Annotated in this window: 13 protein-coding genes; 3 read left to right on the top strand and 10 right to left on the bottom strand. The window is 67.1% G+C overall.

Features of this window, described 5'->3' with window-relative positions:
- Positions 1 to 59 precede the first annotated feature (59 nt).
- The 10 genes from AC56DV_RS03125 to AC56DV_RS03080 form a co-directional block, all read right to left on the bottom strand.
- Complete coding sequence (locus tag AC56DV_RS03125) at positions 60 to 1,970, bottom strand: hypothetical protein (protein WP_496312839.1); 1,911 nt, start codon at positions 1,968 to 1,970, stop codon at positions 60 to 62.
- An 89-nt stretch (positions 1,971 to 2,059) separates the two neighbouring features.
- Positions 2,060 to 4,447 (bottom strand): glycoside hydrolase family 3 N-terminal domain-containing protein, encoded by a 2,388-nt coding sequence (locus tag AC56DV_RS03120; RefSeq protein WP_496312838.1) that lies wholly within the window; start codon positions 4,445 to 4,447, stop codon positions 2,060 to 2,062.
- A 41-nt stretch (positions 4,448 to 4,488) separates the two neighbouring features.
- The gene (locus AC56DV_RS03115; protein WP_496312837.1) at positions 4,489 to 5,622 is read right to left on the bottom strand and encodes a sugar ABC transporter permease; all 1,134 of its coding nucleotides are present in this window, start codon (positions 5,620 to 5,622) and stop codon (positions 4,489 to 4,491) included.
- A gap of 73 nt (positions 5,623 to 5,695) precedes the next feature.
- Positions 5,696 to 7,219 carry a D-xylose ABC transporter ATP-binding protein gene (gene xylG, locus AC56DV_RS03110; RefSeq protein WP_496312836.1) on the bottom strand — a complete coding sequence of 508 codons (1,524 nt, stop codon included), beginning with the start codon at positions 7,217 to 7,219 and terminating at the stop codon, positions 5,696 to 5,698.
- A 12-nt stretch (positions 7,220 to 7,231) separates the two neighbouring features.
- Positions 7,232 to 8,242: a D-xylose ABC transporter substrate-binding protein gene (gene xylF / locus AC56DV_RS03105; protein ID WP_496312835.1), complete on the bottom strand. Its 1,011-nt coding sequence runs from the start codon at positions 8,240 to 8,242 to the stop codon at positions 7,232 to 7,234.
- 41 nt (positions 8,243 to 8,283) lie between these two features.
- The gene (locus AC56DV_RS03100; RefSeq protein ID WP_496312834.1) at positions 8,284 to 10,050 is read right to left on the bottom strand and encodes an IlvD/Edd family dehydratase; all 1,767 of its coding nucleotides are present in this window, start codon (positions 10,048 to 10,050) and stop codon (positions 8,284 to 8,286) included.
- Entirely contained in the window at positions 10,050 to 10,952 is a 903-nt protein-coding gene (locus AC56DV_RS03095) for an SMP-30/gluconolactonase/LRE family protein (protein WP_496312833.1), read from the bottom strand. The genes AC56DV_RS03100 and AC56DV_RS03095 overlap by 1 nt, the downstream gene beginning before the upstream one ends.
- Complete coding sequence (gene xylB, locus AC56DV_RS03090; RefSeq protein ID WP_496312956.1) at positions 10,949 to 11,716, bottom strand: D-xylose 1-dehydrogenase; 768 nt, start codon at positions 11,714 to 11,716, stop codon at positions 10,949 to 10,951. The genes AC56DV_RS03095 and xylB overlap by 4 nt, the downstream gene beginning before the upstream one ends.
- Positions 11,717 to 11,750: 34 nt before the next feature.
- Positions 11,751 to 12,950, bottom strand: a complete 1,200-nt coding sequence (locus AC56DV_RS03085; protein WP_496312832.1) for a fumarylacetoacetate hydrolase family protein — start codon at positions 12,948 to 12,950, stop codon at positions 11,751 to 11,753.
- Positions 12,951 to 12,969: 19 nt separating this feature from the next.
- The gene (locus AC56DV_RS03080) at positions 12,970 to 14,358 is read right to left on the bottom strand and encodes an enolase C-terminal domain-like protein (RefSeq protein WP_496312831.1); all 1,389 of its coding nucleotides are present in this window, start codon (positions 14,356 to 14,358) and stop codon (positions 12,970 to 12,972) included.
- A gap of 132 nt (positions 14,359 to 14,490) precedes the next feature.
- Here AC56DV_RS03080 and AC56DV_RS03075 point away from each other — a divergent pair, with 132 nt between their 5' ends.
- From AC56DV_RS03075 to AC56DV_RS03065, 3 genes are all read left to right on the top strand, one after another.
- A complete protein-coding gene (locus tag AC56DV_RS03075; protein WP_496312830.1) occupies positions 14,491 to 15,684 on the top strand; it encodes an SGNH/GDSL hydrolase family protein in 1,194 nt (397 codons plus the stop codon).
- 61 nt (positions 15,685 to 15,745) lie between these two features.
- On the top strand, positions 15,746 to 18,640 hold the full coding sequence (locus AC56DV_RS03070) for a glycosyl hydrolase 115 family protein (RefSeq protein WP_496312829.1): 2,895 nt from the start codon (positions 15,746 to 15,748) through the stop codon (positions 18,638 to 18,640).
- 37 nt (positions 18,641 to 18,677) lie between these two features.
- A complete protein-coding gene (locus AC56DV_RS03065) occupies positions 18,678 to 20,981 on the top strand; it encodes an alpha-glucuronidase family glycosyl hydrolase (RefSeq protein WP_496312828.1) in 2,304 nt (767 codons plus the stop codon).
- Positions 20,982 to 21,057 lie beyond the last annotated feature (76 nt).

Genomic DNA, 21,057 nt, shown 5'->3' with positions numbered 1-21,057 from the left:
GTGTTTCGTCGATGCCTGATTATTGCAGAAATTTGCAGCAATCAGTGGCCAGGTGAGGGTCAGCGCTGGGTCCTTGTGGTGTCGCCGCCACCGCTGCCCACCGGCTGCGCGGGTGTGACGGCGGTGACCGGTGCTACCGGGCGAATGCGCTCGGCGGCGGGCGGCGGGACTGCAGGGCGGGCCCCGGAGGCGGCGGCGATGGCGGCGGAATTGTAAGCGGCGATGGCGGCGGCCAGCGCGGGGTCGGCGGCGTTGGGGGCTGGCTGGCGGTTGGCATCGCGGGCGGCTTCGGCGCGCTGGGCTTCGGCCGCTTGCACGGCGGCCTGGGTGGCTGCATCGGCCGCGTCGGCTGCTGCCGCGGCATCGGCGGCTGCCGCGGCGGCTGCGGCAGCGGTGCCGGACATGGTGCTGGCGGCGGCCGTGGCGGCGTTGCGTGCGGCTTGCTGTTCGGCGGCTACGCGCTGTTCGGCAGCGAGGCGCTGGTCGGCCGCCACGCGCTGGTCGGCAATGCGCTGGTCGGCAACGCGCTGGGTGTCTGCCAGGCGCAGGTCGGCGGCACGCTGCCCGGCGGCGCGCTGGGCGGCTGGCGAAGCGGGGTTGGCCGGGTTATCGGCCTGTTGCGCGGTGCGCAGCTGGAGCTGGCGGTCCGCTTCGCGGTCGGCGTCGGTGCGCTGGGTTTCGATGCGTTGCGCGTCGGTGCGCTGGGCCTCGGCCTGTTGCGCCGTTTCGCGGCGTTCCGTGGCGCGCAAGTCGGCAGCACGCTGGTCGGCCAGGCGCTGCTCTGCGGTGCGCTGAGCGGTGATGCGCTGCTCCGCCGGGCGCTGGCCGGCCACGCGTTGCTCACCTGTCTGCTGGTCTGCCAGGCGCTGCTCTGCGCTGCGCTGCGCGGTGATGCGCTGCTCGGCGGTGGTTTGCGCGGTGCGCGCTTCGAGCGTCTGGCGGGCGGCGACAGCGTCGGCGCTTTGCTGGCGCTGGACGGCGGTGCGTTCGTTTTCCAGGCGGTCGGCAAGGATGGCCTGGGCGGTGGCGTCCTGCCGCTGGGCGGCGAGCCGCTCGTTCTCGAGCCGGTCCGCCAGCGCGGTGGCGGCCAGGTCCTGCTCGCGGGTGCTGGTGAGCTGGCGTTCCTCCGCCGCGCGGTTGGCCGCCAGGCGGTCGGCCTGCGTCTCGGCCATTACGTTGCCGGCCTGCTCGGCGAGTGCCTGGCGCGCCACTTCAAGCTGCTGCTGGCGCACGATCTCCGCCTGCGTGAGCGCGGGCGCGCTTTCGGCGATGGCGTCGCGCAGCGCCTGGTCCGACAGCTGCAGCTGCGATGCCGTGGTCTCGGCTTGCAGTGCGGCCGGCACGGGCTCCTCCAGCGCAGTGTTGGCGCTGACCTGGCGCGCCAGCGCGCTGCCCAGCGCGCTGAACTCGTCGCTGGTTTGCGCCAGCACGTTCAGCGTGCCTTCGCGGTCGATCTGGAACGCTGCCTCCAGCACGCGCGTGTTCAGGTTCAGGGTGTCGCTGGTGGATTCCGGCGCGAGCGGGTCCAGTGTGAGGCCGATATCCGCCAGTGTCCTGGCGGCCAGCTGGGAGCCCGGCAGGCCCGTGGCGCCTTGCTGGCGCAGCGTGTCCGCCAGCCGCTCGGCCAGCGTGCTGCTGCCGTTATCGTCCGTCAGCAGCGGCGTCAGGTCGGTGGAGGCGGGCGGCAACTGGTTAAAGGACAGGCGCAGCGCGTCGGCCGCGTCGTTCAGCAGCCGCAGTTGCGCTTCGCTGGGCTGCGGCGTATCGGGCGTGCCTTGCAGCTCCAGCAATTGCCTGCGCGTGAGCGCCACCGTGGACAGGAACTGCGCCAGATCGGAAAACTCGACAGTGGCAGCGGCGGCCAGCACCGCGGGCGCGGGGTCTGCGGCTGAGCTGGCGGAGGGCGCGCCGATGGGCTGGACGGGAGGAATGGCTGCGGCGTCGGCCGCGTTGGAGATCGGGGGCAGCATGGCATCACCTTGCGGGCAAGTCTATCCCGCGAGGATGCGCCCTTGTACCGCCGCCGTCTGTGGGCTGGCGAACACAAGGGCGGCTTGCCCTAGTTCACCATCAGTTTCACGGACTTCAACTCCACGCTGTTCGGGCCAGCATGAATGGTGAACGACCCCGGCTCGACCACGCGCTTCATGTCCATGTTGAAGAACCACAGGTCGGACGGCTTGATGTCGAAGGTGAGCGTGCGCGACTCGCCCGGCGCCAGCGTCACGCGCTTGAAGGCCTTCAGCTCCAGCAGCGGGCGCGTGACGGAACTCACGTCGTCGCGGATGTAGATCTGCACCACCTCGTCGCCCAGCAGCGCGCCGGTGTTGCGCACGTCCACCGACACCTGGGTGGACTCGCCCACGCGGATCGACGCCTTGGCCAGGCGCGGTTCGGAAATCGCGAACGTGGTATAGCTGAGGCCAAAGCCGAACGGATACAGCGGCTTGGTGGAGCCGTCGATATAGCCGCGCCGCGCGGACGGCTTGTGGTTGTAGAAGATGGGCAGCTGGCCCACGCTGCGCGCGATCGACACCGGCAGCTTGCCGCCCGGGTTGGCGCGGCCGAACAGCAGGTCGGCCGCCGCGTGGCCGGTTTCCTGCCCCAGATACCAGCCCTCGATCAGCGCCGGCGCGCGCTCGGCCAGCAGGTTCACCGACAGCGGACGGCCGTTCAGCAGGAACACCACGGTAGGCTTGCCCAGGTCGAAGATGGCTTTCGCCAGCTCGTTCTGCTGGCCCAGCATGTCCAGCGTTTCGCGGTCGCCCAGGTGGTTGTCGGCCCACGCTTCGCGCGCGGTCTGCTCGTTGTCGCCCAGGACCATGATGATGGTGTCGGCCGTCTTCGCCGCCTCCAGCGCAGCGGCGATCAGCTGATCGTTCTTTGCCTTGGGCGTGAACACGATTTCGTCCGCGCCCCACACGCGGCTCTCGGTGATGCGCACGCCCTCGGACCAGGCCAGCTGGAAGCCGTGCTTCTCGCTCTCGGCCTTCAAGCCCTCGTAGATCGACACCACGTGGCGCGGCACGTCCGAATAGCCGCCGATCGGCGTGTCCTTGGCGTGGGTGCCCAGCAGCAGCACCTTGCCCACTTTTTTCGGGTCCAGCGGCAGGATGCCCTTGTCGTTCTTCAGCAGCACGGCCGAACGGCAGGCCGTCTCGCGCGCCAGCGCCACCGCGTCCGGCGTCGCGGTCAGGCTGTCGGCGGCGTTCGCGTCCACATAGGGATTTTCGAACAGGCCGGCGTTGAACTTCAGCTCCAGGATGCGCGCCACCATGGCGTCGATCTCGGCCACCGAGACGCGCTTTTCCTTCACCAGCGCGGCCAGCTCCTTGTAGCCGAAGCCGTCCGGCGTTTCGATGTCCACGCCGGCCTTGATGGCGCGCAGCGCCGCCTCCTTGGGCGTGGCCGCCAGCTTGTGGCGCGTGATCAGCTCCTTGATGCCGAAGTAGTCCGACACCATCACGCCCTTGAAGCCCCATTCCTCGCGCGTTACCTTGTGCAGCAGCCAGCGGTTGGCGTGCGAAGGCACGCCGCCGATCTCGTTATACGAAGGCATGATGGCGGCCACATTGGTCTCCTTCACGATCTTCTCGAACGGCGGGAAGAACTCCTCGCGCAGGGTGCGCTCGGTCACTTCGGCCGGGCCGATATTGGTGCCGCTCTCCGGCTGGCCGTGGCCGGTCATGTGCTTGAGGGTGGTGTAGACCTTGTCCCTGGCCAGCTGCTTGCCCTCGCCCTGGAAGCCCAGCACGGCGGCCTTGCCGATTTCGCCCGCCAGGTGCGGGTCTTCGCCGTAGGTCTCCTCGATGCGGCCCCAGCGCGGTTCGCGCGCCACGTCCACCACCGGCGCCAGCGCGAAGTTCGAGCCGCGCACGCGCATCTCGCGCGCCGCCACGGCGTACACCTTGCGCACCATGTCCGGATCGAAGGACGAAGCCAGCGCGATCGACTGCGGGAAGCTGGTGGCGTCGCGCGCCGCGTAGCCGTGCAGCGCCTCCTCGTGCGTGAACATCGGGATGCCCAGGCGGGTCTGCTCCACGGCCCACTTCTGCGCCGCGTTCACATAGGTCGCCGTTTCCAGCGCGTTGCGGTTGACGCGGCGGCCGCTGTCGCCGGCGGCGCCGCCCGGCGCAGCCTGGCCCTGGCGGTCGGACGGGCGGCCCAGCATGCCGATGCCGTGCGGGTGCAGCTGGCTGGCCTTCTCGGGCGAGAAATTGCCGCTGCTGTCCTCAATCTTCTTCTTGTCCTGCCACACGCACTGCATCTGCTCGATTTTTTCCTGCAGCGTCATGCGGCCCAGCAGATCCTGCACGCGCTTGGCGACGGGAGCGGAAGGATTTTTGTACACAGGTACGGCTGCGGCGAAGGCCATGGGCGCGGGGAGGGCGACCAGACCCGCCAGGCTTCCTGCGGTGGACAGGAACTGCCTGCGGTTGTTGCTCATTGCGTTGTCTCCGTTGTGGTTTGTACTTTTAACGCTTGCTTTTAACGTTTCGACGAGCGCGTGCTGACGTCGATCCACACGGCCAGCGTGAGGATGAAGCCCTTGACGATCATCTGCCAGTAGGTGTCCACGTCCAGCATGGACATGCCGTTATCGAGGCTGGCCATCACCAGCGCGCCGATCAGCGCGCCGTACACGGTGCCGGAGCCGCCGCGCATGGAGGTGCCGCCGATGAAGCAGGCCGCGATCGCATCCAGTTCGCCCGAGGTGCCGGCCGAAGGCGAGCCGGCCGCCAGGCGCGCCGTGTTGATCACGCCGGCCAGGGCGCACATCAGGCCCATGATGCCGAAGATCCACAGCTTGATCGACTTCACGTTGATGCCGGACAGGCGGGTCGCCTCCATATTGCTGCCCACCGCGTAGACGCGGCGGCCGAACACGGTCTGCGTGGTCATGTAGGTGAAGATGCCCAGCAGCGCAAGCAGCAGCAGCACCGGCAGCGGAATGCCTTCATAGGAATTGAGGGTGACCACGAAAGCCGCCACGATGGCGCCGATGGCTGCCACCTTGAGCGCGTCGCGCCACAGCGGGGCGGCCTCCAGGCCGTGCTCGGCGCGGCTGCGGCGCTGCTGCCAGGTGAGCGCGACGGCGATGGCGAACAGCGCCACGCCGAGCAGGATGCCCAGCTGCGGCGGCAGGTAGCCCTGGCCGAGGTAGACCAGGTCGTCCGACACCGGCGCCACGGTGGTGCCGCCGGTCACGCCCAGCACGATGCCGCGGTAGGCCAGCATGCCCCCCAGGCCGACAATGAAGGAGGGGATGCTCAGGTAGGCGGTGAGGTAGCCGTTGAACAGGCCGACCAGCAGGCCGAAGGTGAGCACCAGCAGCAGGTTGACGGGCAGCGGCAGGTGGTGCGTCACGTCCAGCACGGCGGCGATGCCGCCCAGCAGGCCGAGCAGCGAGCCGACCGACAGGTCGATCTCGCCGGCGATAATCACCAGCGACATGCCGCAGGCGACGATGCCGGTGATGGCCATCTGGCGCATCAGGTTGGACAAGTTCCGTGGCGAAATAAAGCCGCCATCGGTCTTCATGCTGAAAAAGCCCCAGATCAGCGCGATGGCGATCAGCAAGGCCAGCATCTTGTACTGCGTGAAAATTTTCTTAATAGTCATTGGCTATCGTTTCTGTCAATTTGTACCAAGCAGAGCCGCATTCGGGGTCAGACCCCGAATGCGGCTCAGGTCGCTAGGCCTGGTCGAGGGCGGCGGCGAGGACGGTTTCCTGGCTGAGATTGTCGTTGTCGAAGTTGCCGCGCAGCTGGCCTTCGCCTATCACCAGCACGCGGTCGGAGATGCCCAGCACTTCGGCCAGCTCGGATGACACCATGATGATGGACATGCCTTGCGCGGCCAGGTCGAACATCAGCTGGTAGATTTCGAACTTGGCGCCCACGTCGACGCCGCGCGTGGGTTCGTCCAGGATCAGGATCTTCGGCTTGGTGAGCAGCATCTTGGACAGCACGGCCTTCTGCTGGTTGCCGCCGGAGAGCCCGGTGATCGGCAGGAAGGGGCTGGCGGTCTTCAGCTTGACGCTGGCGATCTCGCGTTTGATAGTCTTCAGCTCGGCTTCCTGGTCGATCCGGGTGGCGCGCGCGTATTCGCCCAGCACCGACAGCGTGATGTTCTGGCCCACGCTCAGGTCGGGCACGATGCCGTGCTGCTTGCGGTCTTCCGGCACCATCGCCAGCCCGGCCTTGATGGCTTTCTGCGGCGTGCCGGTGTCGAGCTTTTGACCGTCCAGCCACACTTCGCCTTCGTGCGCGCCGGGGTAGGCGCCGAAGATCGACGACACCAGTTCCGTGCGCCCCGCGCCCACCAGCCCGGCGATGCCGAGGATTTCGCCCTTGCGCAGCGTGAAGGAGATGTTGTCGACCCGCTTGCGCGCCGGGTTGTCGGCGTCGTAGCAGCTGATGTTGCGCGCCTCGAACACCACTTCGCCCGGCGCATGCCGGCGCTGCGGATAGAGCTGGTTCATCTCGCGCCCCACCATCTGCGCGATGATGCGGTCCACGTTCATCTCGCTCATCGGCGTGGTGGCGATGTGCTGGCCGTCGCGGATCACCACGATGGTGTCGCAGATCGCTTCTACTTCGTCCAGCTTGTGCGAGATGTAGACGCAGGTCACGCCTTCCGCCTTGAGCCGGCGGATGATCCTGAGCAGCACCTGGATCTCGGACGCCGTCAGCGAGGACGATGGCTCGTCCAGGATCAGCAGCTGCGCGCGCTTGTTGAGCGCCTTGGCGATCTCGATCAGCTGCTGGTGGCCGCCGCCGTAATTCTTCACCGGCTCGACCACGTTCACGTCGTGGATGTTGAGCCAGGTGAGGATCTCGGCCGCGCGGCGGTTCATGGCCGCGTAGTCCATGCGCCCGCCGGGCAGGGTGATCTCGTTGCCGAGGAAGATATTCTCCGCCACCGACAGCTCGGGCACCAGCATCAGCTCCTGGTGGATGATGACGATGCCGGCATCCTCCGTGTCGCGGATCGACTGCGCGCGCAGCGGCTCGCCCTTCCACAGGATTTCGCCGTCCCAGGTGCCGTGCGGGTAGACCCCGGACAGCACCTTCATCAGCGTCGATTTTCCGGCGCCGTTCTCGCCGCACAGGCCGATGCATTCGCCGGCCTTCATCCGGATGTCGATCCCGTTTAACGCCTTTACACCGTCGAACTGCTTGACGATGCCCCTCATCTCTAAAAGATAGTCGGCCATGCTCGTCGGCAATCAGTTAATGGACAGTTGGGCCTTGGTGTAGAAGCCGTCGTCCACCAGCACGTTGACGTTGGCCTTGGTCAGCGGGATAGGCTTGAGCAGTACGGTGTTGACCTTCTTCATGCCGTTCTCGTAGGTCGAGTTGTAGGCGGGCTTCTCGTTGCGCACCAGTTGCACCGCCAGCTTGGCCGCTTCGGATGCGATCAGTTTGAGCGGCTTGTACACCGTCATGGCTTGCGTACCGGCGATGACGCGCTTGACGGCCGCCAGGTCGGCGTCCTGTCCGGATACGGGCACCTTGCCGCCCAGCTTCTGCGCAGTCAGCGCCTGGATGGCGCCGCCGGCGGTGCCGTCGTTGGACGCGACGATGGCGTCGATCTTGTTGCCGTTGGCGGTCAGCGCGTTTTCCACGATGGTCATCGCTTCGGCGGCGCTCCAGTCCTTCACCCACTGCTTGCCGACGATTTTGATGTCGCCCTTGTCCACCAGCGGCTGCAGTACCTTCATCTGGCCTTCGCGCAGCATCTTGGCGTTGTTGTCGGTGGGCGCGCCGCCCAGCAGGTAGTAGTTGCCCTTCGGTTTCAGCTTGACCACGGCGTCGGCCTGCAGCTCGCCGACCTTGACGTTGTCGAAGGAGATGTAGGCGTCGATGTCGGAGTTCAGGATCAGGCGGTCGTAGGAGAGCACCTTGATCTTGGCTTTCTTCGCTTCGCGGATGGCGTTGTTCAGCACCGTGGCGTTGTAGGGGACGATGACCAGCACGTCCACGCCGCGCGAGATCAGGTTTTCGATCTGCGCGATCTGGCGCTGCTCGCTGGCGTCCGCCGACTGGACGAACACCTTGGCGCCCAGCTTCTCGGCTTCGGCGTTGAAGTAGTCGCGGTCGCGGGTCCAGCGTTCCACCCGCAGGTCGTCGATCGAGAAGCCGATCTTCGGATTCTTGGCGTCGGCGTGCGCGAAGCCGCTGGACAGCGCCATGACGGCGCCTGCGATTGCTGCTACTGCTTTCAGTTTGGTGTTCATCGTCGGTCTCCTAAGGTGGGTATGTTATTTTTTTAATGGGTTCAATGATTATGGCGCGGCATGGTGTCGGCCACGCCGCGGTACTTCACTGCCAGTTCCATGCAGGCGCCGTCGTGCATCTGGCCCACGGTGGAGCGGTACAGTTCCTGCCACGGCGTCTGGCTTGCCGGCACCGCCGGGATGCCTTCGGCCTTGCGCGCGGCCAGCACTTCTTCCGTGATCAGCATATCGCAGCTGCCGGTGTTCAGGTCGATGCGGATGGTGTCTCCGGTGCGCACATAGGCCAGGCCGCCGCCCACGGCGCTTTCCGGCGACGCGTTCAGGATGGACGGGCTGTCCGAGGTGCCGGACTGGCGGCCGTCGCCCAGGGTCGGCAGGTTCAGGATGCCGCGCTTGATCAGCGCATCGGGCGGTTGCATGTTCACCACCTCGGCCGAACCGGGCCAGCCCACCGGACCGGCGCCGCGTATCACCAGGATGCAGTTTTCGTCGATGTTGAGCGACGGGTCGTTGATGCGGTTGTGGTAGTCGGTGGAGCCGTCGAACACCACGGCGCGGCACTCGAACACGTTCTCGGCGCCGGCGCGCTCCAGGTAGCGGGCGCGGAAGTCCGGCGAGATGACGCAGGTCTTCATGATGGCGAAGTCGAACAGGTTGCCCTTCAGGACGAAGAAGCCGGCCTTGGTCTTCAGCGGCTGGTCGAACGGGGTGATCATTTCGCGGTCGTTCGATTCGCGGCCCTGCAGGTTTTCCGCCATGGTCTTGCCGGTGACGGTGGCGCGGTTGGAACGCAGCTTGCCCTTCTGTTCCAGCTCCCACATGATGGCCGGCACGCCGCCGGCGCGGTGGAAGCGCTCGCCGAGGTATTTGCCGGACGGCTGCATGTTCAGCAGCAGCGGCACGTCGTGGCCGTATTCCATCCAGTCCGATTCGCGCAGTTCCACGCCGGCGTGGCGCGCCATGGCGACGATGTGCTGCTGCGCGTTGGTGGAGCCGCCGATGGCGGCATTGACCACGATGGCGTCCAGGAAGGCTTCGCGCGACAGGATGCTCGATGGGCGGATGTCCAGCCTGGCCATTTCCACGATGCGGCGGCCGGTTTCATAGGCCATCTGGCCGCGTTCGCGGTACGGCGCCGGAATGGCGGAGCAGCCGGTGAGCGACATGCCCAGCGCTTCGGCGATGGCGTTCATGGTCGATGCGGTGCCCATGGTGTTGCAGTGGCCCGCCGACGGCGCGGATGCGGCGCCGATCTGCAGGAACTTTTCGTTGTCGATTTCGCCTGCGGCCAGGCGGCGGCGCGCTTTCCAGATGGCCGAGCCGGAGCCTACCAGCTCGCCGTCCAGCCAGCCGTCCAGCATCGGGCCGCCGGACAGTACGATGGCGGGGATGTCCACCGTGGCGGCGGCCATGATCTGGGCCGGCGTGGTCTTGTCGCAGCCCGTGGTCAGCACCACCGCGTCGATCGGGTAGCCGTGCAGGATCTCCACCAGGCCCATATAGGCCAGGTTGCGGTCGATGGCGGCGGTGGGGCGGCGGCAGTTTTCGAATATCGGGTGCAGCGGGAATTCCATGGCGATGCCGCCCGCGTCGCGGATGCCGTCGCGCACGCGCTTGGCCAGCTCCAGGTGGATGCGGTTGCACGGGCTGATGTCGCTGCCCGACTGCGCGATGCCGATGATCGGACGGCCGCTGCGCAGCTCTTCCGGCGTAATGCCGTAGTTCATGAAGCGCTCCAGGTACAGCGCGGTCATGTCGATATGGTCTGGATTGTCGAACCAGTCTTGCGAGCGATAGCGGCGGGTCATTACAGGTTTCCTTTGTATTTATATTGCTGCTGTCCCGGGGTCTCCACACGGAACGAGAATACACCGCCGGCCAGCGGATGGGCGGCGCGCGCCTCGTCCGGCATGCCTTTCCAGGCGGTGGTGGCGAATACGGTGCGCAGGTCCGCGCCGCCGAATGCCACCTTGGTGATGTTGGGGCAGGGGAAGGCGATGGTGTCGATGACTTCGCCCTGCGGGGAGTAGCGGTCCACGCGGGCGCCGCCGAACATGGCGACCCACACGCAGCCTTCGGAATCGACCACCGAGCCGTCCGGGTGGCCGGGTTCCGCCGTGCGCACGAACTGGCGCTTGTTGGACAGCGTGCCGTCCGGCGCGGCGTCGTAGGCGTACACCACCTTGGCCAGCGTGTCGGTGTGGTAGAAGGTGCGGCCGTCCGGGCTGTGGCACGGGCCGTTGGTGATGATGATGCCGCCGTCCTTCTGCTGCAGCGTGCCGTCCATGGCCAGGCGGTACAGCGAGCCGGTGGGCGCGCTTTCGGCGTTGTCCATGGAGCCGAACCACAGGGCGCCGTGGCTGTCCACGTAGCCGTCGTTCAGGCGGTTTCCGGGGAGGTCCGCTTCGAGCTGCAGCAGGGGCGTGAATTCACCGCTTTCGGGGGAAAAGCGCAGCAGCTTGCCGGGCAGGCCGCAGACCAAGCCACTGCGCAGGCCGCCGCCCGCCATCGGCAGGGCGAAGCCGGTTTCGGCCGGCATGTCCCAGCTTTGCCGCGCGCTGCCGTCTTCGGCGCAGCGGTGCAGGCGTTGGCCCTTGATGTCCACCAGGTACAGCGCCGCCTCGGCGGCGTGCCAGAACGGACCCTCGCCGAGCTTGGCGCCCAGCTCCCAGATGCAGACCGGCTGCGTGGTGGCCATCAACGCACTCATGCGCCGTACCAGCCCGCGTCGACGAAGTAGTCGCGGCCGGAGCAGCGGGCGGCGTTGTCGGAGGCCAGGAACAGGGCCAGCGCGGCCACGTCCTCGGTTTCCACGCGCTCGTGCAGGCACTGGGCCGCCAGGATGGCCGCTTCATCTTCGGCCGAATGCCACAGCGCCATCTGGCGCGGGGTCTTCACCGAGCCCGGGATGATGGTGTTGACGCGGATGCCGTCCGGGCCCAGGTCGCGGGCCAGGCCGCGCGTCAGGCCTTCGATGGCGGCTTTGGCCGTCATGTACAGCGACAGCTGCGGCAGCGCCAGGTGCCAGGAGATGGAGCCGAAGTTCAGGATCACGCCGCCGCCCTTGGCCTTCATGCCGGGCGCCACGGCCTGCGCGCAGAAGAACTGGTGGCGCAGGTTCACGTTCAGGCTGTCGTCCCAGTACTTGCCGGTGACGTCCTTGACGTGGTGGCGGTTGTCGTTGGCCGCATTATTGAGCAGCACGTCCACTTTGCCGAAATCGATCTGGATGGCGGCGAAGGCATTGCCCAGCGCGTCCAGGTCGGTCAGGTCGCAGCGGATGAAGCGCGGCGGGCGCTTGCAGCCGGCCAGCGCCTGTTCCAGTTCGCGCGAGGCTTCCTCGGCGATATCCAGGAACACCACTTGCGCGCCCTGTTTGGCGAAGGCGTCCACCATGGCGGCGCCGATGCCGGTGCCGCCGCCGGTAATGACCACCAGCTTTTCGGCCAGGTCGTGGTAGGTGGCGTACACCATGGGTTTGCGTTCAGTTGATACAGGCGCCACCATCTTAATTCGCTCCATTCGAGTTGTTCAGCAGGCCGCGTGCGGCCAGGTTTTTGTAAAGGGCGCGTACGCCGAAAGTCCAGGGGGTGATCTCGTTACTGCGGTGCACGTGGTTGATCAGCGAGCCCAGTGCCGGGCTGGTGACGGTCACGCGGTCGCCCATGTGGTGGGTGAAGCCGGCGCCGGCCTGGCCACGGTCTTTGATCGGCGAGAACATGGTGCCGAGGAAGAGCATGAAGCCGTCCGGGTACTGGTGGTGCGCGCCGCTGGTCTGCGATACCAGGTCCAGCGGGTCGCGGCTGATTTCGCGCATGAAGCTGGCGCCGTCCAGGCGGAAGCCGTCTTCCTTGCCTTCGATGACCATGCGTACTTCCGCGTTGCGCACGGTGTCCATGGTGAAGCCGCCGTCGAACAGGCGGATGAAGGGACCGATGGCGCAGGAGCCGTTGTTGTCCTTGGCTTTACCCAGCAGCAGTGCGCTGCGGCCTTCGATGTCGCGCAGGTTCACGTCGTTGCCCAGCGAGGCGCCGACCACTTCGCGGCGGCTGTTCACGGCCAGCACGATTTCCGGTTCCGGGTTGTTCCACTTCGATTCAGGGTGCAGGCCGACATCGGCGCCGAAGCCGACGGCGGACATGGGCTGCGACTTGGAGAACACTTCGGCGTAAGGGCCGATGCCCACTTCCATGTATTGCGACCAGGCGCCGCGCGCGATGAACTGTTGCTTCAGCTGTTCCGCTTCCGGCGAGCCGGGTTTGATGCTGGACAGGTCGGCGCCGATCGATTCCAGCAGCGAGGCGCGCAGCGCGTCGGCGCGCGACTTGTCGCCGCCGGCCTGTTCTTCGATCACGCGTTCCAGCAGGCTCACGGCGAAGGTCACGCCGCAGGCTTTCAGGGCTTGCAGGTCGCACGGGGCCAGCAGTTGCGGCACATCCGCATCCGGCTGCGCTTCCAGTGCGGCGTCCAGCAAACGCTGCACGGGGCCCAGCGATTCACCCTGCGCGCTGCGCGTGAAGGCGGCCAGGTCGCTGCGCTCGAACAGTTCGGACACGGTAGGCGCCTGCGCCGTGATGTCGAATACCTCGCCGTTGCGCACCACCACCACGCACGGGCCGTTGATCGCGCCGCCGCGCCAGACGCGGCCAACCAGCAGGGCGTCGGCCAGGTCGGCGGGCAGAGATTGGGTAACTTGGGCAAATGTCATTGTCTCTATCCTTGGTGTGTTAGTTGCGGCCCAGGCTGGGGAGCTTGGGCGAATAGGTCCAGCCGGGAACCAGGTAGCGCATCGCCATCGCGTCGTCGCGGGCGCCGGTGGCCACCTTGTTGTACAGCGCATTGGCGGCCATGATGCGGTCCATGTCCGGCTCGATGCCCAGGCCGGGCGCTTGCGGCACCTGCACTTCGCCGCCCACGATCTGCAGCGGATTGCGCGTCAGGCGCTCCTGGCCTTCCTGCCAGATCCAGTGCGTGTCGATGGCGGTGATGCGGCCCGGCGCGGCGGCGGCGGCATGGGTGAACATGGCCAGCGACACGTCGAAGTGGTTGTTGGAGTGCGAACCCCAGGTCAGGCCCCAGTCGTGGCACAGCTGCGCCAGGCGCACCGAGCCCTGCATGGTCCAGAAGTGCGGGTCGGCCAGCGGAATGTCCACCGCGCCCAGCAGGTGCGAGTGGGCCATCTGGCGCCAGTCGGTGGCGATCATGTTGGTGGCGGTCTGGATGCCGGTGGCGCGGCGGAATTCGGCCATGATCTCGCGGCCGGAATAACCGTTCTCCGGGCCGCAAGGGTCTTCCGCGTAAGCCAGGATGTGGCCCTGGCCTTTGCACAGGGCGATCGATTCGTCCAGCGACCAGGCGCCGTTCGGGTCCAGCGTCACGCGCGAATCGGGGAAGCGCTTCTTGATGGCGCGGATGGCTTCCATTTCCTCGGCGCCGTGCATCACGCCGCCTTTCAGCTTGAAGTCGCGGAAGCCGTATTTTTCAACCGTGGCTGCGGCCTGGTCGGCGATGGCTTCCGGCGTCAGCGCTTCCTGGTGGCGCATGTGGTACCAGCTGCTTTCCGGGCCGGTGCTCTCCAGATAGGGCAGGTCGGTGCGGCGGCGGTCGCCGATGTAGAACAGGTAGGCCAGCATGGGCACGCTGTCGCGCTGCTGGCCCGCGCCCAGCAGTTCGCACACCGGCACGCCGAGGTGCTGCCCCATCAGGTCCAGCAGCGCCGCTTCGATCGCGGTCACCACGTTTTCCAGGCGCAGGTTGATTTCGTGCGGCTGCTTCAGCACCGCCGCTTCGGCGGCGGACGTGACTTGGTGCTGGTGGCCGCTGCCCTTGCCGGCGATGGACAGGCGTACCGCGTTCAGGGTGCGGTTGTAGCGCCCGATCTCGGTACCCACCACCAGCGGGACGGCCTTTTCCAGCGCCTGCAGGATGCCGGCGCCGCCCGGCACTTCGCCCATGCCGGTATTGCCGGCGCTGTCCTTCAGCAGCACCAGGGTGCGGATGAAGAAGGGGGCGTGCGCGCCGCACAGGTTGAGCAGCATGCTGTCATAGCCTGCCACCGGGATCACCTGCATTTCAATAACCTTGGGCGAACCACTTTGATTTGTTGCGTGTACCATCGCTTTGTCCTAAAATGAATAGCGCTAACATAACACAAGTGTGAGGGATTTATGCGATCAAGTCAACACAAGTTGTGCGCCTGGTTTTCAGGCGTGTTGTTTGCAGCCGGTGCATTCGCAGCGGTTGCCGAAGTGGCAGCAAAAGAGGGCAGCGACGCGCACTGGGTGGCCTCCTGGGGCACGGCGGTCATGATTCCCGAAGGCCAGAATGAACTGGCGGCGGAGCACTGGCGCGAGTCCAGCCTGCGCCAGATCGTGCATCTCTCACTCGGCGGCAGCAAGCTGCGGGTCCGCATCAGCAACACCTACGGCACCACGCCGCTGGTGCTGGAAGGCGCCGCCGTGGCGCTGGCCAAGGCGCCCGGCAAGCCGGAGATCGACGGCGCCAGCGCGCGCCCCCTCACTTTCAATGGCCGCAGCAGCGTGCTGATACCGTCCGGCGCCGAGTATTACAGCGATCCGGTGGCGATCGAGCACAAGGCGGGCGCGGACCTGGCCATTTCCATGTACTTCAAGGGCGAACCGGCGCGCCAGACCGGCCATCCCGGTTCGCGCGCCAACAGCTTCGTCATCAAGGGCAACCGCGTGATGGACGCCGAATGGCCGTCCGCCACCAAGGTGGAGCGATGGTATGCGCTGGCGGACGTGGAAGTGCAGGCGCCGCGCAGCGTGGGCGCGGTGGTCGCCATCGGCGACTCCATCACCGACGGCCACGGCGCCACCACGGACGGCAACGACCGCTGGCCGGACCTGCTGGCGGCGCGCTTCGCCCGCGAGGGGCAGGCCATGGGCGTGGTCAACGCCGGCATCGGCGGCGGCCGCATGCTGCGCGACGGGTTGGGGCCTAATATGGTGTCGCGCTTCGACCGCGACGTGATCGCCCGCAGCGGCGTCACCCATGCCATCGTGATGATAGGCGTGAACGACCTGGGCGGGCAGCACCGCAACGGCGACGACACGCCGGAAGCGCGCAAGAAGCTGATGGACGACCTGATGACGGCGCACCGCCAGCTGGTGGAACGTGCGCACGCGCAGGGCATCTGCGTGATCGGCGGCACCATCTCGCCGTACATGGGTTCGGACTACTACCGCCCCAACGTGGACAACGAGGCGGACCGCGTGGCGCTGAACAACTGGATACGCAACTCCGGCGTGTTCGACGGCGTGGCCGACTTCGACGCGGCACTGCGCGATCCGGCCCAGCCGTCGCGCCTGCTGAAGGAGCGCGACAAGGGCGACGGCCTGCATCCATCGCCGGCCGGCTTCCGCGCCATGGCCGACGCCGTGCCGCTGAACGCGCTGCGCCAGTGCAGTGCAAAACGATAAGAAGCGTTATAAAAACACCACAAAAATCAGGCCCGGACACAGGCCGCTCGGAGACAAACGAATGACATTCCTCACCAGGGCGGCTTGTGCTGTCCTCATGCTGGCCTGCGCCTTGCCGGCGCTAGCGCTGGGACAGAAATCCTTTATCGCATTTGACCGCAGCGGCGCCGCAGCCGACTCCGATGCCGTCGCGCTGGTGCAATCCGGCAGCGCCGCCAAGCTGTACCTCGATTCCTCCGACCACGTTGGCGTGCTGCGCGCCGCGGGCGACCTGCAAGCCGACATCGAGCGCGTCGGCGACACCCGCCCCGAGCTGCAAAAGGGCGGCGCCGTGGCGGGCGCGGACGTGGTCATCATCGGCACCGTCGGCAAGAGCGCGCTGATCGACAAGCTGGTGCGCTCCGGCGCGCTGGACGTTTCCGCCATCAAGGGCAAGTGGGAGGCGTGGCAGGTGCAGACGCTGAAGAACCCCATGCCCGGCGTGGAGCGCGCGCTGGTGATCGCCGGCAGCGACAAGCGCGGCACCATCTACGGCATCTACGAGCTGTCCGAGCAGATCGGCGTATCGCCCTGGTACTGGTGGGCGGACGTGACGCCCAGGCAGCGCAAGGCCATCTACGCCAGCGCCCCCGCGCGCGTGAGCGATGCGCCCGCGGTGCAGTACCGCGGCATTTTCCTGAACGACGAAGCGCCCGCGCTGACCGGCTGGGCCAAGCAGCACTACGGCGGCTACAACCACAAGTTCTACGAGAAGGTGTTCGAGCTGCTGCTGCGCCTGCGCGGCAACTACCTGTGGCCGGCCATGTGGGACGCCGCCTTCTTCGACGACGACAAGCTCAATGGCGTGCGCGCCGAGGAATACGGCGTGGTGATCGGCACCTCGCACCACGAGCCCATGATGCGCGCCCACAAGGAGTGGGAACGCTACGGCAAGGGCGCCTGGGACTACGGCAAGAACGAGACGGTGCTGAAGGATTTCTGGCGCGGCGGCCTGCGCGCCTCGAAAGGCACCGAGAAGATCGTCACGCTGGGCATGCGCGGCGACGGCGACGAGCCGATGTCGGAGGATTCCAACGTGGCGCTGCTGGAGCGCATCGTGAAGGACCAGCGCGAGATCATCGCGCAGCAGATCAACCCGGACATGAGCAAGGTGCCGCAGGTGTGGGCCTTGTACAAGGAAGTGCAGGAGTACTACGAGAAGGGCATGCGCGTGCCGGACGACGTGCTGCTGCTGTGGTGCGACGACAACTGGGCCAATATCCGCCGCCTGCCCACGCCGGAAGAGCGCAAGCGTTCCGGCGGCGCCGGCGTGTACTACCACTTCGACTACGTGGGCGGCCCGCGCTCCTACAAGTGGCTCAACGTGACGCCGATCCCAAAGATCTGGGAGCAGATGCGGCTGGCCTGGGAGTACGACGCCAGGCGCATGTGGATCGTCAACGTGGGCGACCTGAAACCGATGGAAGTGCCGATCGAATTCTTCCTCAGCTATGCGTGGAACCCTGCGGCGTGGCCGGCCGAGCGCCTGCCTGAGTACCTGAAACTGTGGGCGGCGCGCGAGTTCGGCGCCGAACACGCGGACGAGATCGCGGACATCGTGGCCAAGTACACCAAGTACAACGGCCGCCGCAAGCCGGAGCAGCTGGAGCCGGGCACCTATAGCCAGGTGAACTACAACGAAGCGGCGCGCATCGTGGCCGAGTACAAGGACATAGCCGCGCGCGCCAACCGGATCGACGCCGCCTTGCCGTCCAACCTGCGCGACGCCTTCTTCCAGCTGGTGCAGTATCCGGCGAATGCGGGCGCGGTGGTGAATGAGCTGTACGCGCTGGCGGCGCAGAACCAGCTGTACGGCAAGCAGGGCCGCGCCTCCACCAACGACCTGGCCGAACGCGCGCGCGGACTGTTCAAGCAGGACGCGGAACTGGCGCGCCAGTACATGGAAGACATCAGCGACGGCAAGTGGAACCACATGATGTCGCAGACCCACCTGGGCTACACCTACTGGAACCAGCCGCCGCGCAACGTGATGCCGCCGGTGACGGAAGTGCAGTCGCCCAAGGCGAGCGAGATGGCGGTGGCGGTGGAGGGCAGCGAGTTCGCGTGGCCGGGCCAGAATGCGGACAAGCTCGCGCTGCCGGTGCTGGACGCCGAGAGCAAGCAGGCGCGCTGGCTGGAGATCTTCAACCGCGGCCAGCAGGCGTTCAACTACACCATCAAGGCCAGCGAGCCGTGGGTGGTGCTGAGCAGCTCGGCCGGCCGGGTGGTGCGCGAAAAACGCGTGATGGTGAACGTGCGCTGGGCGGACGTGCCGTGGGCGTCGCTGCCGGCGGGCAGCAACATGATCGAGGCGACGCTGACCGTGGAAGGCCCCGGCGGCAAGACCCGCATCAAGGTGCCGGTGCGCCGGCCGGTGCAGGCTGCGGCCGGCAGTTTCGTGGAGTCGCAAGGCGTGATCGCCATCGAAGCGGAACACTATGCGAACGCCGTGGCCAAGGAAGGCTGGCAATGGCTGCGCATTCCGGACCATGGCCGCACGCTGTCCGCCATGACCACGCTGCCGGCCAATGCGGCGCTGTCGCTGCCCGGCGCGGCCGAAGGCATGCGGCTCGAATACAAGGTGCACCTGCAGACGGCGGGCGAAGTGACCCTGCATGCCACGCTGGCGCCCACGCTGAAGTTCCAGCCGGGCGAGGGCTTCCGCTACGCGGCCTCGTTCGATGACGAGACGCCGCAGGTGGTGAATGTGCACGCGGACGGTTCGCAGCGCTTCTGGGAGCGTGCCGTCTCGGATGGCGCGGTGGTGTTCAAGACGAAGCACAAGCTGGCCGCAGGCGCGCACACGCTCAAGTTCTGGGCCGTGGATCCCGCGCTGGTGCTGCAAAAACTGGTGGTGGACGCGGGCGGCTTGAAACCGAGCTACCTCGGTCCGCAGGAAAGCCCCAAGGCGCCGTGAAGATTGCGCTAACATAGTTGTACAACGGAGACTGAAGATGAGAGGAATGTTCAAGGCGCTTGCGCCTATGCTGGCGGCGGTCTTGCCGCTATTGCCGCTATCGTCACTGCTGCCGCTGCCCGCGCTGGCAGCGCAGGGTGCGCAGGCTGCGCAGAGCGCCCCGGGCGTGGTGGAGGACGGCTACGACCTGTGGCTGCGCTACCGCCCGCTCGACAAGGCGGCGCGCGTGCAAGTGCGTCCGGTGGCGAGCGCCATCGTGGCCGCCGGCGCTGGCGCCGGTGCCGGCACGGCTGGCGGCAGTATCGCCGCGCCGGCCGCCACGCCGCTGCAGGCGGCCGTGGCCGAACTGCAGCGCGGCCTTGGCGGCCTGCTGGGCAAGGAACCGCCGCTGGCCGCCGCCGTGCAGGACGGCGCCGTGGTGCTGGCCACGCCGGCGTCCATGCCTGCGCTGTCCGGCATGGGCCTGAAGCTCGAAACGCTGGGCCAGGAAGGCTACCTGCTGCGCAGCACGCGCCTTCAGGGCCGCAAGGTCACCCTGATCGCCGCCAACAGCGACATCGGCCTGCTGTACGGCTCCTTCGCGCTGCTGCGCAAGATCGGCACCGGCGCGGAAGCGCCGGGTGGCCTGGGCAGCCTGGCCGCGCTGGACGAGCGTTCCGCGCCCAAGCTGCAACTGCGCGTGCTGAACCACTGGGATAACCTGGACCGCACCGTGGAACGCGGCTACGCCGGCGAATCGATCTGGAACTGGTGGGCGCTGCCCGAAGTGCGCGACCGCCGCTACGTGGACTACGCGCGCGCCAACGCCTCGCTGGGCATCAACGGCACGGTGCTCAACAACGTGAACTCCAAGCCGGACATCCTGACCGCGCCATGGATCGCCAAGGCCGCCGCCGTGGCGGATTCGCTGCGCCCTTACGGCATCAAGGTCTACCTGTCCGCGCGCTTCTCCACGCCGCTGGAACTGGGCGACACCAGGACCGCCGACCCGCTCGACCCGGCCGTCGCCGCCTGGTGGAAAGCCAAGGCCGGCGAGATCTACAAGGCCATCCCCGACTTCGGCGGCTTCCTGGTGAAAGCCAACTCCGAAGGCCAGCCCGGCCCGCAGGACTACAAGCGCAGCCACGCCGACGGCGCCAACATGCTGGCCAAGGCTGTGGCGCCGCACAAGGGTATCGTGATGTGGCGCGCCTTCGTCTACGCGCATGAAAAGCCGGACGACCGCGCCAAGCAGGCCTATGACGAATTCAAACCGCTGGACGGCACTTTCGACGCCAACGTGCTGGTGCAGGTGAAGAACGGCGCCATCGACTTCCAGCCGCGCGAACCGGCCCACCCGCTGTTCGGCGCCATGCCGAAAACGCCGCTGATGATGGAATTCCAGATCACCAAGGAATACCTGGGCTACGCCACGCACCTGGCCTACCTCGGCACCATGTACCAGGAAACGCTGGCCACCGATATGCACACCGGCACGGGCGGCAAAGGCGGCAGCGCCACCGTGGCGCAGATCCTGGAGGCCGGCGCGGAGCAGGGCAAATCGCGCCTGACCGGCATTGCCGGCGTGGCCAACATCGGCAGCGAGCGCAATTGGAGCGGTTCGCATTTCGACCAGGCCAACTGGTACGCCTTCGGCCGCCTGGCCTGGAACCCGCAGGCCGACGCGCGCGCGCTGGCGCGCGAATGGGTAGCGCAGACTTTCTCGTCCGAGCCGGCCGTGGTGGCGCAGGTTACCGACCTGATGATGATGTCGCGCGAAGCGGTGGTGAACTACATGACGCCGCTCGGCCTGCACCACCTGATGGGCACCGGCCACCACCACGGCCCCGCGCCATGGGTGGCCAACCTGGAGCGCCCGGACTGGAACCCGGTCTACTACCACCGCGCCGACAAGGGCGGCATCGGCTTCGACCGCACCGCCACCGGCAGCAACGCCGTGGCCCAGTACGCGCCCGAACTGGCGCGCCGGTACGCCGACCCGCGCACCACGCCGGAAAGCATGCTGCTGTGGTTCCACCACCTGCCTTGGGACTACAAGATGGCGTCCGGCCGCAAGCTGTGGGACGAACTGTTGGCCCGATACGACAGCGGCGTGGCGCAGGCGGACGACATGCGCCGGCGGTGGGCGCGCCTGAAGCCGGTCATCGACGCGCGCCGCCACGAGGACGTGGCGGTCCTGCTGGACAAGCAGTACCAGGAAGCGGTGTGGTGGCGCGACGCCTGCGTGGCCTACTTCCAGTCGGTTTCCGGGCTGGCGCTGCCTGCCGGCGTGAAGGCGCCGGGCATGCCGCTGGACTATTACAAGTCGCTGAAATTCCCCTACGCTCCGGGGCGCGGTTAGAAATCTGGTCCGGCCGCAATGATTGCGTTAACATACGTGTGACCATTTGTTGCATGGCCGGACAGTTTTACCAGCG

This window comes from Massilia sp. BGA-UO-ETr-WB1 (assembly GCF_059567845.1).
The sequence above is the reverse complement of the archived record's forward strand: the minus strand, read 5'-3'. Positions and strand labels throughout refer to the sequence as shown.

Coding starts and splice junctions, on each gene's coding strand:
- AC56DV_RS03120 (WP_496312838.1), bottom strand. CDS start 4,447: ATGAGCAACAACCGCAGGCAGTTCCTGTCCACCGCAGGAAGCCTGGCG.
- AC56DV_RS03095 (WP_496312833.1), bottom strand. CDS start 10,952: ATGAGTGCGTTGATGGCCACCACGCAGCCGGTCTGCATCTGGGAGCTG.
- AC56DV_RS03125 (WP_496312839.1), bottom strand. CDS start 1,970: ATGCTGCCCCCGATCTCCAACGCGGCCGACGCCGCAGCCATTCCTCCC.
- AC56DV_RS03080 (WP_496312831.1), bottom strand. CDS start 14,358: ATGGTACACGCAACAAATCAAAGTGGTTCGCCCAAGGTTATTGAAATG.
- xylF (WP_496312835.1), bottom strand. CDS start 8,242: ATGAACACCAAACTGAAAGCAGTAGCAGCAATCGCAGGCGCCGTCATG.
- AC56DV_RS03065 (WP_496312828.1), top strand. CDS start 18,678: ATGAGAGGAATGTTCAAGGCGCTTGCGCCTATGCTGGCGGCGGTCTTG.
- xylG (WP_496312836.1), bottom strand. CDS start 7,219: ATGGCCGACTATCTTTTAGAGATGAGGGGCATCGTCAAGCAGTTCGAC.
- AC56DV_RS03085 (WP_496312832.1), bottom strand. CDS start 12,950: ATGACATTTGCCCAAGTTACCCAATCTCTGCCCGCCGACCTGGCCGAC.
- AC56DV_RS03115 (WP_496312837.1), bottom strand. CDS start 5,622: ATGACTATTAAGAAAATTTTCACGCAGTACAAGATGCTGGCCTTGCTG.
- AC56DV_RS03070 (WP_496312829.1), top strand. CDS start 15,746: ATGACATTCCTCACCAGGGCGGCTTGTGCTGTCCTCATGCTGGCCTGC.
- AC56DV_RS03100 (WP_496312834.1), bottom strand. CDS start 10,050: ATGACCCGCCGCTATCGCTCGCAAGACTGGTTCGACAATCCAGACCAT.
- xylB (WP_496312956.1), bottom strand. CDS start 11,716: ATGGTGTACGCCACCTACCACGACCTGGCCGAAAAGCTGGTGGTCATT.